Source organism: Bowmanella yangjiangensis (genome assembly GCF_018531185.1).
In the GTDB taxonomy this organism is placed as follows: Bacteria; Pseudomonadota; Gammaproteobacteria; order Enterobacterales; family Alteromonadaceae; genus Bowmanella; species Bowmanella yangjiangensis.
The window spans coordinates 161,214-174,257 of record NZ_JAHDJU010000002.1; the positions used below are offsets into that span (position 1 = coordinate 161,214).

Genomic DNA, 13,044 nt, shown 5'->3' on the forward strand with positions numbered 1-13,044 from the left:
CATTCAGGGCGTTTGTCATAGTGGGTCTGCTGTTAGTAACAGAATAAGGACCTAGTTTGCTATACGCCCAGAATGTGCCGGAGCGCGCATTACAGATATATGCCAAAGATTATCCGCATGGTCATAGTGAACCACCTCACCAGCATGCCTGTGCGCAACTGATCCAGGCCGTTCAAGGGGCTATCCGGGTCAGCACGCCACAGGGGTTATGGGTTATCCCGCCTGGGCGTGGTGTCTGGGTACCGGCCTATACTCAGCACAGCCTGAAAATGCATGGGTTGGTCAAACTCCGTACCTTGTTTGTCGACCCCTTAGCCCGCGCCGATCTGGCGGATGATTGCCGGGTGATTTCCATCAGCCCATTATTACGCGAACTGATCTTAAGTGGATTACAGGTGGCGGCGGATTACCCGTCGGGTGGCCGGGAAGAGCGACTGATGGAGCTGATCCTGGATGAACTTAGAGGTCTGCCTGTGGTTCCACTTCACCTGCCCATGCCGAAAAGTGAGTGTTTGCTTACTGTTTGTGATGAAGTACATCGAAGCTTGGCGGCAGCCTGGGATCTCGCTAGTGCTGCCAGTCTGGCCGGTGTCAGCACGCGCACCTTGTCCCGGCAGTTTCAGCGGGAAACGGGCTTAAGTTTTATCGAATGGCTGAGGCGTAAGCGCCTGCTGGAGAGCCTGGAAGCCCTTGCCATGGGCCACAACGTGGTGGATGTGGCACTGGCGGTGGGGTATGACAGCCCCAGCGCCTACAGCAGTATGTTCCGGCGCTGTCTGGGGGTATCACCCAGTGAGTACCTCGGCTTGTAGACTCTGCTGCTCAGGGGCGAGGCAAGACCCGGCGACATTTAACAAGGCTTGCAGGGCAGCGCGGCTGGTATCCTTATCAATACCGACGCCAAAGATCTTGCCTTTGCTGGTCAGACATTCCAGATACGCCACGGCACGGCTGTTGCTCTGATGTCCTAGCGTGTGCTCATGGTAATCACAGATTTCCAACTGCAGCTTAAAGGCTTTATTCAGCGCTTGGGCCATGGCGCTAAGCAAGCCGTTTGCCTGGCCTTCCAACAGCAGGGTTTGATTTTCCGAACCAACCTTGGCTTTTACCCCCTGGCCATTAGGGATGGAAAAACTCTCATAGCTTATTAAGGTAAGCCTGGGCGAAGTGGTCAGTCCGTAGCAGCTTCTGAATAGGTTCCACAGTGCTGACTGCGGCATTTCCGCGCCACTTTGCTCGGTATGGCGTTGTACCTGCTGACTGAAGTGGACTTGTAAATTGCGTGGCAACTGCAGGCCATGGTTTTGTTGCAGTAACCAGGCTGCGCCGCTTTTGCCGGACTGGCTGTTGACTCTGATCACGGCTTCGTAACTGGCGCCCACATCGGCCGGATCCAGCGGCAGATAGGGAATTTGCCAAAGGGGCTGCCCGGCATTTCGGGCAAAGCCTTTTTTAATGGCGTCCTGATGTGAGCCCGAGAAGGCGGTAAAAACCAGCTCACCGGCGTAAGGATGACGAGGATGTACTGGCAACTTAATACATTCTTCCACCAGCTCTACCACCTCCTGCATATTGGAAAAGTCCAGACCGGGGTGAATACCCTGGGTGTAGAAGTTCATGGCCAGAGTCACCAGGTCGACATTACCGGTTCGCTCGCCGTTACCAAATAAGCAGCCTTCAACGCGCTGCGCCCCGGCCAGTACGGCCAGCTCGGCAGCGGCGACGCCGGTGCCTCTGTCATTGTGTGGATGGACGCTGATGGTGGTATAGGGGCAGGTCGGAAAATGGCGGATAAACCATTCAATCTGATCGGCGTAAACATTGGGGCTGTTCACCTCCACTGTCGCCGGTAGATTGAGAATAAGCGGACGTTTGGCGCAGGGCTGCCAGCAGTCATATACCGCCCGGCAAATCTGCAAGGCAAATTCCATCTCGGTAAAGCAGAAGGTTTCCGGTGAATATTCCAATACCCAATCTGTGCCGGGGCTGGCCTGACACAAGGCTTTGATTTGTCTGGCGCCGCCAACGGCCAGCGCTATGGTGGCATCCTGATCCTGGCCAAAAACCCAGTCGCGAAACAAAGGGGCGGTGGCATTGTATAAATGCACTACGGCCTGCTTTGCGCCCTGCAGCGAGGCCAGGGTGCGTTCAATCAAATCCGGTCTGGACTGGGTAATCACCTGGATCCACACATCGTCGGGAATCAACTGCTGCTCAATCAGGCTTCTGACAAAGTCAAAATCGGTTTGCGAAGCGGCGGGAAAGGCCACCTCAATTTCCTTAAAGCCCATGGTTACGAGCTTTTTGAACATTTTACGTTTAGTGTCTGTGTCCATGGGATTAATCAAGGCCTGGTTACCGTCACGCAAGTCGGTGGAGCACCAGCGGGGCGCCTGCTCGAACTGCCTGGAAGGCCACTGGCGGTTATCCAAAACAATAGGTGGATAAGGGCGATACTTTTCAGATGGGTCGCTGAGCATGGTGTTTCTGCATGGATAAAGGATGCCGCTATTGTGGCAAGCCGTTGAAGCGACTTCGCAACAGCAATGGACAGCTATCGTCGCGAAATGGACAAGCTGCATGTTGGGCTATGCCCAAAGAGAAACCTAAACAAATAGCCCAGATAAAGTAGAATGCCGGTAATTGATATTCTGAGGACGGCTTAAGTGGCTTTACATTGGTTTCCCGGGCATATGCATAAGGCCCTGAAAGAGATAAAGGAGTCTTTGCGTCAGGTTGATATCCTGATTGAGGTATTGGATGCGCGTATTCCCTACTCCAGTGAAAACCCTGAAATAGCCAGGATCCGCGGTGATAAACCCTGCCTTAAGATTCTCAATAAGTATGACCTGGCCGACCCCGAGGTTACCGCACAGTGGCAGGCGCATCTGGAAAGTGAGCGTGGCGTCACTACCATCACCACCTCCAGTGACAAGCCCGGCGAAACTAAACAAATTATGCAGCTGATACGCACTATCTGTGCGCAAAAAGACGCCTCGGTAAAAGACATCCACGCCATGATCACCGGCATTCCCAATGTAGGGAAATCCACTCTGATCAATATTCTGGCCGAGCGTACTATTGCCAAAACCGGCAACGAGCCAGCGGTTACTAAGGCGCAGCAGCGGATTAATCTGGGCAGCGGCATCGTATTGTTTGATACCCCAGGGGTGCTGTGGCCCAAGCCCGAAAACCCCAATTCCATTTATCGCTTAGCCGCCTCAGGCGCGGTAAAAAATACCGCGATGGAATATGATGATGTGGGTTTTTATGCGGCAGACTATCTGATCAAAGCTTATCCACAGCTGATGAAAGAGCGCTTTAAGCTTGAAGAACTGCCGGATACCGAGCTGGAATTTCTGGAAGCGGCCGCTAAAAAGCGCGGCGCCATTATGAGCGGTGGCCGGGTTAATTTACATAAGATCTGCGAAGTGCTGCTGAATGAACTGCAATCCGGCAAGCTGGGCCGCATCAGCCTGGAGACCCCAGAGATGCTGGTGCAGGAAAAGGTCGAGATGGAGCAGGCTGCCGCTAAAAAAGCCGCGGATAAGGCTAAGCGTAAGCAACGTTTTAAGGAAGGCTCGTTAACCCCTGAAAAGCAGGATCGTAAAGAAAAGCGCACCGAGAAACGCGAAGAGCAAAGCAAGCGGATGAAAAAAGCCCGCCGCTAAAACCAACGCCGCCGGTTAATGCGGCGGCGTCTACATTTGCGTTATTCTACCAGACTCGCCAAAGCCAATGCTTCAGCCACCCGAATGCCGTCAATACCGGCCGACCAGATACCGCCGGCATAGCCAGCCCCTTCACCGGCAGGATACAGGCCCTGCACGTTGATACTCTGGTAATCTTTACCGCGCTTGATACACACGGGCGACGAGGTGCGGGTTTCTACCCCGGTCAGCATGCCGTCGGCCTTGGCAAAGCCTCTGATTTGGCGGTCAAAGGCCGGAATCGCTTCGCGAATGGCTTCTGTAACAAAATCAGGCACCACTTTGCTTAAATCGGTAAGGGTGATACCCGGCGTGTAAGACGGCTTCACTTCCCCCAACTCGCTGCTGGGCTTACCAGCCAGGAAATCACCGATAAGCTGGGCCGGTGCATGGTAATTCTCGCCGCCGGCTTTAAAGGCTAACTCTTCCAGCTTGCGTTGCAGCGCTATCCCGGCCAGTGGGTGGCCTGGGTAATCTTTTTCTGGCTCGATGCCCACCACAATGGCGCTGTTGGCGTTACGCTCATGGCGGGAATACTGGCTCATACCGTTGGTGACCACTCGGCCCGGCTCTGACGCGGCGGCCACCACAGTACCTCCCGGACACATACAGAAGCTGTACACGCTGCGGCCATTTTTGCAGTGATGCACTAGCTTGTAGTCTGCGGCGCCGAGGATAGGATTACCGGCATTGTCACCAAAGCGGCACTGGTCAATCATGCTCTGCTCGTGCTCAATCCGAAAGCCGACAGAAAAAGGCTTGGCTTCAATGTAAACGCCTTGCTCGTAGAGTGCCTCAAAGGTATCCCGGGCACTGTGACCTACAGCCAGCACCACTTTGGAGGCGCTAAGAAATTCACCGGTCGATAAATGCAGGCCCTTGAGTTTATGGCTGTCATTGTGCGTTTCCAGTTCCAGCCTTTCTACCCTGGTACTAAAGCGAATCTCACCGCCCAAGTCGATAATCTGCTGGCGCATTTTTTCCACCATATTCACCAGTTTAAAGGTGCCGATATGGGGTTTACTAACATACATAATTTCTTCCGGTGCTCCGGCGGCAACAAACTCGTGTAGCACCTTACGACCGTAATGTTTGGGGTCTTTTACCTGGCTGTAGAGTTTACCGTCGGAGAAGGTGCCAGCGCCGCCTTCCCCGAATTGCACGTTGGACTCGGGATTAAGCGGCTGTTTGCGCCAGAACCCGAAGGTGTCTTTGGTGCGCTCCCTTACGGCTTTGCCGCGTTCCAGCACTATGGGTTTAAAGCCCATCTGCGCCAGGATCAGAGCGGCAAACAGCCCACATGGGCCAAGGCCGACCACCACCGGGCGCTCAGCCAGATCCTCAGGCGCCTTGGCCACAAACCTATATTCCATATCCGGGGTAATACGCACAGCCGGATCCTGGTCAAACTGGCTTAACAGCGCATCCTGCCCGGTGACGTCAACGTCCAGGGTGTAGATCAGCTGAATATCTTTCTTGTTGCGTGCGTCATAGCCCCGCCGGAAAACCGTAAAGCTCTGTAACTGCTCCTTACTGATGGCCAGCTTGCGCAAAATCGCCAATTCCAGCGCCTGCTCATCGTGATTAAGGGGAAGTTTGATATCGGTTAAACGTAACATATTAAGGTACTCGTCTACTTGCCGGGCGGTGCCTGGATCAGGGCCAAGCATTTTAAAACAGTTGCTATGCTTTAGGTAGGTAAACAGCCCGGTAAACGGGCTTTTGCTACAAACAAACTTGTGTTTTGGGAAGGCTACTTTACACTTGCCGCCAACACATAACCCCGGAGATAGCTGCCCGCCATGGCCTTTGTAGTGACCGACAATTGCATAAAATGCAAATACACAGATTGTGTAGCCGTTTGCCCGGTAGACGCTTTTTTTGAAGGTCCGAATTTTTTGGTCATCGATCCAGCTATCTGTATTGATTGCGCCTTATGTGTGCCGGAATGTCCTGCAGAGGCGATTTTTCAGGATACCGAGCTGCCAGTGGAACAATCACATTACTTAGAGATTAATGCGCAGCTTTGTCAGGAATGGCCAAATATCAACGAGTTGAAAGCGCCACCGGCCGACGCCGATGAATGGAATGGCGTGGCCGACAAACTGCATCTGCTTGAACGTTAAGGGCCTTTTCAGCCCTTAAAGCCTTTACCGACCAGATACACTTCTCTGGAGCGCGGACGGGATGCCGCTGGTTTACGTACTATTACCTTGTCAAAGGAACTGCGTACGTCTTTTACGTATTCTTCATAGCCCACGCCCTGAAATACCTTAGCGCAGAAACTGCCGCCCGGCTTCAATACATTACGGGCCATATCCAGCGCCAGTTCCACCAGATACATGGAGGCATACTGGTCGGTGGTATTCACCCCGCTCATATTGGGGGCCATATCGGAAACCACGGTATCCACCTGAGCGCCATCGAGGGAATTGAGGATCTGCTCGTAAACCGCTTCGTCGGTAAAATCACCCTGGATAAAGGTGACGCCGACAATGCCGTCCATGGGCAAAATATCTGAGGCGATAACCCGCCCGCTGTCGCCTACGATTGGTGCGACAATCTGTGACCAGCCGCCAGGGGCGGAGCCCAGATCCATTACTACACTGCCAGGCCGGAACAGCTTGTCTTTTTCGTTTATCTCCAACAGCTTATAGCTGGCACGCGAACGGTAACCGTCGATCTGGGCTTTTTTCACATAGGGATCGTTGACGTGTTCGTCCATCCACTTTTTACTGGTTTTTGATCGGGCCATGAGCTGAGTCTGCTGTCGTTAAAACGGCGCATATTGTAAGCTTGCGCCCCTGAATTGCAAAATCCGCGAGTGTTAATGCAGAAACTCGGCTAGCCACAACAAACCCTAAGTACAAAAAGGTATTAAGTTCAGCTTCTCAAACTGAAGGCTTGGTGGTGATAGTGGGAGTATAAGCGTCTGCTGACCACTAAGGACACGAAAAGCACAAAGGGGTTGATAGCCTCAATGTTCATTGGTGCGCTTGCAACTTTGAGCACGTTGGGGCGTAAACTCAAAGGGCGTAGGCTTTCTCCTTGAACTCTGTGACATACCGAATAAAAGGCCTGACAGGCAGATAAATATGAAACTAGACGACGCAAAAAAGCTGCATCAGAAGAAGTACCGAACCCAGTTTGGCCATTATCTGGTTGAAGGCGAGCATTTGATTCTGGAGCTGCAAAAGGCCCTTAAAGCCAGAGCTGAGAAACGCCGGGTCACACTTTATATCACTGAAGCACAGCAGGAATGGGCCAGCCAACTGGATGTTGATTTTCAGCAAGTGGTGCTTAATGACAAACAAATGGCTCAGCTTAGCGATACTAAAACGCCGCAGGGTATGATTGCCTGTGTGCCACTGCCTGATTTGATCGACCAAGCCACCTCACTGCATCAAGGCGAGCGTTGCATTTATCTGCATGAAGTACAGGACCCCGGCAATCTGGGCACCATCATTCGCACTCTGGCCTGGTTCGGTCGGTTTCGTTTATTGCTTAGTCCCAACAGCGTCGACCCCTTTAACTCCAAAGTGGTGCGCGCCAGTATGGGCGCTATTTTCCATCTGCCCATTGAACTGGATGTGGAACTGACGGACCTGTCGCAACGCTTCAGTCGGTTTGCCTACCTGGATTTAGATGGCAGCAAGGTGAATAGCCCGGAATTTGCCGAGTACCATTGCTACCTTTTTGGCAACGAAGCCCGGGGTGTACCATCAGAAGCGCTGAAGGCCTTTAACGCTGATGCCTTTACTATTGCTGGATGCGGCAGTATCGATTCGCTGAATTTAGCCAGCTCGGTAGGGATCTGTGCCTATCAGTTGTCGCTGGTGAAGGGGTAAGCGACTTTAATAGGGGGCAGCAAGTGTCAGACTCTACTGCAAAAGCGGTAAGGTCAGAATAAACCGGGCTCCATTGTTAGTCCCCTGGCATTCACATCGGATGCTGCCAGCCAGGGCGTTCTCTAGCAAGCTGCGGGCAATGCTCAGACCCATACCTGCATGATTAGATTGACCTTCGGCCGAAAAGAGCGGCGAGAAGATCGCATCTACCGAGGCTTTAGGAATGCCTACCCCCGAATCGCAATAGTCCAGAAACAGTATATCGGTGCCATCGGTTTTCTTAGCCTGGGCTGCGCTAACCTGAATGGTGCCGCCGGGTTGCCCGACAAAACCATGTTTGAGTGAGTTGCTAATCAAGATCGTTATCACTTGGGTAAGCAAACCGGGATAGGTCTTGAGGATGAATTCCGGTGGGCAGTCTATGCTGTATTTCACGTTAGCGGCACCCAATTCGTGCTTCATACTGGTGAAGATACTGTGCAGATAGTCGCTCAGGTTCACCTTTTCGAGTACGCCTCTGCCTTGCTCTGCTATGACCTGCTTATAGGAGCCAATCAGATTGGCTGCTTTTTGCAGGTTACGATTCAGCAGCTCAATCCCTTCCTGCAGTTTGTCCTGAACTTCAGAATTGCCAGCTTCCTGCAGGCTGGATTTAAGCAGATGCTCAATAACCGAAGCGGTAGTGATGGCAATGCCCAGAGGCGTGTTAATTTCATGGGCAATGCAGGAGATGAGTTCGGTACTGAGCTTGCTTTTTTCCAGCTCAATAACCTGGTCCTGAGTACGATGTAATACAGACAACGAATTCTGCAGTGCCAGATTTTGCATGATCAGCGCTAGGTCCTTCTCCAGCGCCAGGCACAGTTCATTTAAAAGGTCCTTGTATCTTCGGGTAAATTCCCTTGGCCTGGAGTCCAGCACACAAAGGGTGCCGAAAAATTGACCATCCGGCCATTTAAGCGGGTAACCCAGGTAACTGATCATATTCAGTTCAACATCGGGGTTGTCTTGCCATACCTTGTCACTAAGGCTGTCTATCACTTCTAACACCCGGTCGGTGCCAACCACGGTTTCGCAATATAGCCCTGAGCCTAAGGGGGCCTTTTCGTGCACATGATATGGATTACCTTGTGCCTGGCTTTTGGCAAATACTTCGATTTCTTTCTCGTGCAAACGCATCACTAAGGCTGAAGGTACATCGAAAATTTGAGTGACCAAATCCAGTACCCGTTGCCACTTTTCTAATACTTGTGTGCGGACGGCCTTGTCTTCAAATTCCATGATGGGCACAGTGACGGGACGCTGGGTTTGCCGGGTCCTTACAGTCGATACTGCTGATTTCATTCTATGCATCCTACAAAGCTACATATTCGCTGGCTCAAACTCGCACCGGATGTCTAGTCGAACGACTGTCGGTCTGCGGGAGCAAGCACATTTGCATTGCATCTACATAACTCTATGCACTGTATTGCACAAACGCAAAAGGTTGAGTCAATAGATCTAACTTTTGCTTGGATACCTCAGTATATTGCCGCTATTTATATCCCCAAAGGGTCCTTTTTGTTGGCTTAGCGCCTGATTTTATCAATAGGGCTGCCATCCAGAGCAACAAGGTATAAAACAGCGTTCCACCGTTCCTGCTGTCCGGTTGAGTCGTCGCTCTCACTGTTACATTGGCCTGTTGGGGGGGGCTGGATAGCAAGCCATCGGATGCTGCCACGGAGAAAGACAAATTCAGCTCTGTTCCGGCATTGGGTGCCGTGAAACGCAGTGTTTGTCCTTCTGGCGATAACGACACAGTCGGGCCCTGAGTTTGGGTCCAGGACCAGGTCAGTGGATCTCCATCCACGTCGCTGCCCGATGCGGTAATGGTAACCTGTGCGCCTGATGCTACAACCTGTCTGGCAATGTTGTTGATTACCGGCTCGTCGTTGATTGCGGTGATGTTAAGAGTGACCTGATTGCTGGCAGATAACTCGCCACTGTGGTCGTAAATCTGATACTCAAAGGTATCGTTGCCATTAGCATCACTTTCGGGTTGGTAGGTTATCAGACCGTCAGCCACTGACACGTTGCCTTTTTGCGGCGACGTGATGACAGTCAAAGTGGCTCGATCAAGTGCCGGCCGAGGCAGGGATATCAGACGACGGGCGTTGGTTATCTGTTTAGCTGCGCTAAGGTCTGCACTGATAACAACATCACGAGGCCTATTGTCATTTGCCAGTACATCTATGTTCACCTGGCTATCTTCATCGAGTGTAATCTGGTCTGCCGCCGCGCTTATTCCTGCCGCCTCAAGCTCCAACGCATAGTGAATATCTGCGATTCCGGCCGGTTGGGTGTGCAGAGCCAGGGTAAAGTTGGTGGCTTGGATGGGCGTGGGCAATGATGAGGTCCCTGGCGCCGTGGAATAGGTAACTCCAAGGGTCGCGTCATTGTTTTCAGCGCCAATGGTGGCATTGATCACGTCGATAACATGCAGATAGTTAAACAAAATCTGGTCACTGTTCTCTTTTATGATGACCTGGAAGCTGTAAGGCGCATAGTCTTCTTCCTCATAGCCGAATAAGGCGACTTCGTTCCATTCAACTACAAGGTAACGTTGCCCTTGCCACTCAAGGGTGTCGATATATAGCTCGCCTGCTCCGCTATCCTCAGGATTGTTTGGATTTTTCAAGTCATACTCTGCCCACAAGGGGGCGATAATGTTGTTGAGGTTGTCTTCACTGGGAAATTTCGCGCCTGGATTCGCATCAAAAGGTCCCAATGCCACCTTGCCTGCCACAACAAAACCGTTGCTAGAAACCGTGACTCCCTGGTACGTCTGGCCATGATAATTAAAGGTAAAGTCTGCTTGTTTAACAAAGGCGAAGCAGTCATCCTGACATGCAACAGGCTCTACACCGCTGGCCTTCAGGCTGGGCCCATTCCAGGCATTGGTTGGTTGTAAGGACATGCTTCCAGCCGTGAGTTTGCCCTGCCACAGCAACTTGCCTTGGTCGGTAAGCTGCAACTGAGTGGTTTCACCGTTAGCTATCTCGGCGTACACAGTGTCGACGAGAATAGTCGCAAACGCCGGCGCGCTGATGCTAACAGATGGATCTGTTACAAAATCAATGTTTTTTATCCTTGTGGTGGCCTGAAGTTGTCCATTTGGGTTGAGTGACAGGTTTGAACTCAGTGCTCTTGTATCACTATTGTCATTGGCAAATACGGCGATAGGAAGGCGTTGGGTATTGCCGTTACTTAAGGTCAGAATTACGTTGCCAAACACCCAGGTGCCATTGTCCACCGCTGATGTATCAATGGTGAAGGTCAGATCGGCTGAAGCTTGTGGGGTATTGGCTTTTGATAGCGCAACACGTTGCTGTGCCAAGGTATACATGGCCTGCGCATTTTCCAGTTGAATACTGATCTCAACGGTCTGCGCTTGGTCACTGACATTGGTTAGGGTATTGGTGAACTGACAGGTCGCGACACACGCGCCATGCGCATGTGACGCGGATGAAAACGTGAGTGCAGCGTTCAATGCTGCCGGGATGTTCAGCAAGCCTGCACCTTGCTCAAAGGGCGTGCCTGCTTTCAACTCCTTTTTAATCGAGGGCGTTGCGGTTGAGGTCAGGGCCGTTTTAATTTGAATCGCAGTCCAATTCGGATGTGCCTGTCGCATCAATGCGGCGGCCCCCGTGACTTGCGGTGACGACATACTGGTGCCGCTGATCAGCGCAAACACAGGTTCCTGATTATCTGATGTTGGTGAAGGTGGCAGGTCTGGAGGAAAAATTACGTCGGGTCGTGGAGCCGCTGCGGACAGAATATCCGTACCCGGCGCCGTGATATCGGGTTTCAGCACGTTAGGATTGAGATTGGGGCCCACTGAACTGCCGGGGTTTAACTGATTGCGCATTGCTTGGTTGACCAGCGCCTCTCTGGTACCTGAGATATGTATGCTGTTATGTCCGCTCAGGGCTTTGTCCATCAGTAAACGCCCGTCTGCACGGGTAAGTCCTAATACTGGCAGTGGGAACTCACCAGAAAATTGATTGTACGGGCGAAGGGTTTCAAAATCTGACTGGTTGTCCTGATAAACGAGAATTGCCCGGCCGCCGGCCTGCGCAATATTCAACGCGAGGGTATCAAGCGGGCAACTGTGGGTATAGTCAATGAGTATGGCCATGCCGGATAAGGCATTCTGACTCAGTGCAGAGCAGCCATCGGCGTTAAAATCTCTTATAGCTCTCAGGGGCAGTTGCATATCTTCAAATGCCAGCAGATTGTCGCCTGAGGAGGTGGCAAAGGCGGTCTCACCCAGTCTGACGCTATGCCCGAATACGCGGCCATGGGTGCTGTTGGCTACCGTAATGCCCGATTCAATACAGCCAGGGCAATTAATCGCGTTATTGCCCCAGGCCCCGTTATTGCCAGCAGAATTCACCACCACAATGCCCATTTGCTCTGCTTGTTTAAACACCGGAGCAAATACCGACAACTCAGGATCTTCTTCCTGAATGGAACCCCAAGAGTTATTAATCACGTCAGCGCCATCTTTAACGGCATGTTCCAGTGCTGCCAATAGCATGGCATCTGAACCTCGGACTACGCCCCCATTGTCAAACAGCGCTTTGTAGACCATCAAATACGCGCCGGGCGCCACACCGGAAAGTGTCATATCGACACCTTCAAAATTGACATTAACCGGGTTGCCGGCAGCGATACCGGCTACATGACTACCATGTCGGTTGTTATCCAGCGGTGTTACGTCGAATTCAGATCCAGTTTGTAGTATCTCGTCGTCATCAGGCGGGAATACCCTGGCGATAATCAGTTTGTTGTTGCAGAAGCTGGGGTCGCCCCCGGCCATGCGACAATAGTCAGGATTTTGTGTCAGCCAACTGTGGTTGGATAGTTCCGGTGCCTCAAAACCTTCGTCAGCAAACATAGGGTTATCAGGTTGAATACCTGAGTCGATAATGGCTATTTTAACGCCCTTGCCAGCGTGTTGCTGTCCCCCTAGCTGAGCCCAGGCCTCAATGCTGTTCGTGAGCTGATGGCTACTGTCAAGGTGGGCATAGCGCATCCTGACAGGGTAAACGCGTTTTACCCCAGGTAGCCTAGACAAGCTTGCCAGCTCATTTTCATTAATAGAAACTTCCAGACCGTTAATTAAGGTGTCAAAACGGCGTTTAATCTTCGCGGACGGAATGTGCCCTTTAATTTGTTGGGTAAATACTTTGTGCTGCTGATTGATCATCTGTCGCGTTTGGACCGCGATTGCTGTGTCTGTCGGTATATTTGTTTGCGTCTTCGCAGACGGCATGTCAAAGGCCACAATATAGCGACCAGGGATCTGTACTGACTGCGCATGCGCGGCATTCACCACCGTCATCATCACAAACAATAGCGTCAAAAATTGCACTGGCCGGCATAGCGTACCCTTGGACATATTCCTCTCCATCTGAGGTCCGTGGTAAGTCGTTAGCCAAATG

At 51.9% G+C, this 13,044-nt stretch carries 9 protein-coding genes; 4 read left to right on the plus strand and 5 right to left on the minus strand.

The window, feature by feature from the left end:
* Nucleotides 1–56 precede the first annotated feature (56 nt).
* Complete coding sequence (locus KJY73_RS10295; RefSeq protein ID WP_214343610.1) at nucleotides 57–812, plus strand: AraC family transcriptional regulator; 756 nt, start codon at nucleotides 57–59, stop codon at nucleotides 810–812.
* Here KJY73_RS10295 and leuA read toward each other — a convergent pair.
* Entirely contained in the window at nucleotides 786–2,480 is a 1,695-nt protein-coding gene (gene leuA / locus KJY73_RS10300) for a 2-isopropylmalate synthase (RefSeq protein ID WP_214343612.1), read from the minus strand. The two genes, KJY73_RS10295 and leuA, sit on opposite strands and share 27 nt — an antisense overlap.
* A 186-nt stretch (nucleotides 2,481–2,666) precedes the next feature.
* On the opposite strand from leuA, the gene ylqF reads away from it, so the two are divergent.
* A complete protein-coding gene (ylqF, locus tag KJY73_RS10305; RefSeq protein WP_214343614.1) occupies nucleotides 2,667–3,671 on the plus strand; it encodes a ribosome biogenesis GTPase YlqF in 1,005 nt (334 codons plus the stop codon).
* 41 nt (nucleotides 3,672–3,712) lie between these two features.
* On the opposite strand, the gene KJY73_RS10310 is transcribed toward ylqF, so the two are convergent.
* A complete protein-coding gene (locus tag KJY73_RS10310) occupies nucleotides 3,713–5,329 on the minus strand; it encodes an NAD(P)/FAD-dependent oxidoreductase (RefSeq protein WP_214344596.1) in 1,617 nt (538 codons plus the stop codon).
* Between the two features lie 183 nt (nucleotides 5,330–5,512).
* Between KJY73_RS10310 and fdxA the strand changes: the two genes are divergently transcribed.
* The gene (fdxA, locus tag KJY73_RS10315; RefSeq protein WP_206595468.1) at nucleotides 5,513–5,836 is read left to right on the plus strand and encodes a ferredoxin FdxA; all 324 of its coding nucleotides are present in this window, start codon (nucleotides 5,513–5,515) and stop codon (nucleotides 5,834–5,836) included.
* An 8-nt stretch (nucleotides 5,837–5,844) separates the two neighbouring features.
* On the opposite strand, the gene rlmE is transcribed toward fdxA, so the two are convergent.
* On the minus strand, nucleotides 5,845–6,465 hold the full coding sequence (gene rlmE, locus KJY73_RS10320; protein WP_214343616.1) for a 23S rRNA (uridine(2552)-2'-O)-methyltransferase RlmE: 621 nt from the start codon (nucleotides 6,463–6,465) through the stop codon (nucleotides 5,845–5,847).
* Nucleotides 6,466–6,805: 340 nt separating this feature from the next.
* Between rlmE and KJY73_RS10325 the strand changes: the two genes are divergently transcribed.
* Nucleotides 6,806–7,558, plus strand: a complete 753-nt coding sequence (locus tag KJY73_RS10325; RefSeq protein ID WP_214343618.1) for a TrmH family RNA methyltransferase — start codon at nucleotides 6,806–6,808, stop codon at nucleotides 7,556–7,558.
* 33 nt (nucleotides 7,559–7,591) lie between these two features.
* Here the strand turns inward: KJY73_RS10325 and KJY73_RS10330 are convergent, their stop codons facing one another.
* Both KJY73_RS10330 and KJY73_RS10335 read right to left on the minus strand, forming a co-directional pair.
* Nucleotides 7,592–8,902, minus strand: a complete 1,311-nt coding sequence (locus KJY73_RS10330; RefSeq protein ID WP_214343620.1) for a GAF domain-containing sensor histidine kinase — start codon at nucleotides 8,900–8,902, stop codon at nucleotides 7,592–7,594.
* 190 nt (nucleotides 8,903–9,092) lie between these two features.
* Nucleotides 9,093–13,001 carry a S8 family serine peptidase gene (locus KJY73_RS10335; protein ID WP_214343622.1) on the minus strand — a complete coding sequence of 1,303 codons (3,909 nt, stop codon included), beginning with the start codon at nucleotides 12,999–13,001 and terminating at the stop codon, nucleotides 9,093–9,095.
* Nucleotides 13,002–13,044: the final 43 nt, after the last annotated feature.

Bases quoted from the DNA above. Each gene is read 5' to 3' on its own strand.
- leuA (WP_214343612.1), bottom strand. From the start codon at position 2,480: ATGCTCAGCGACCCATCTGAAAAGTATCGCCCTTATCCACCTATTGTT.
- KJY73_RS10310 (WP_214344596.1), bottom strand. From the start codon at position 5,329: ATGTTACGTTTAACCGATATCAAACTTCCCCTTAATCACGATGAGCAG.
- fdxA (WP_206595468.1), top strand. From the start codon at position 5,513: ATGGCCTTTGTAGTGACCGACAATTGCATAAAATGCAAATACACAGAT.
- rlmE (WP_214343616.1), bottom strand. From the start codon at position 6,465: ATGGCCCGATCAAAAACCAGTAAAAAGTGGATGGACGAACACGTCAAC.
- KJY73_RS10325 (WP_214343618.1), top strand. From the start codon at position 6,806: ATGAAACTAGACGACGCAAAAAAGCTGCATCAGAAGAAGTACCGAACC.
- KJY73_RS10330 (WP_214343620.1), bottom strand. From the start codon at position 8,902: ATGAAATCAGCAGTATCGACTGTAAGGACCCGGCAAACCCAGCGTCCC.
- KJY73_RS10335 (WP_214343622.1), bottom strand. From the start codon at position 13,001: ATGTCCAAGGGTACGCTATGCCGGCCAGTGCAATTTTTGACGCTATTG.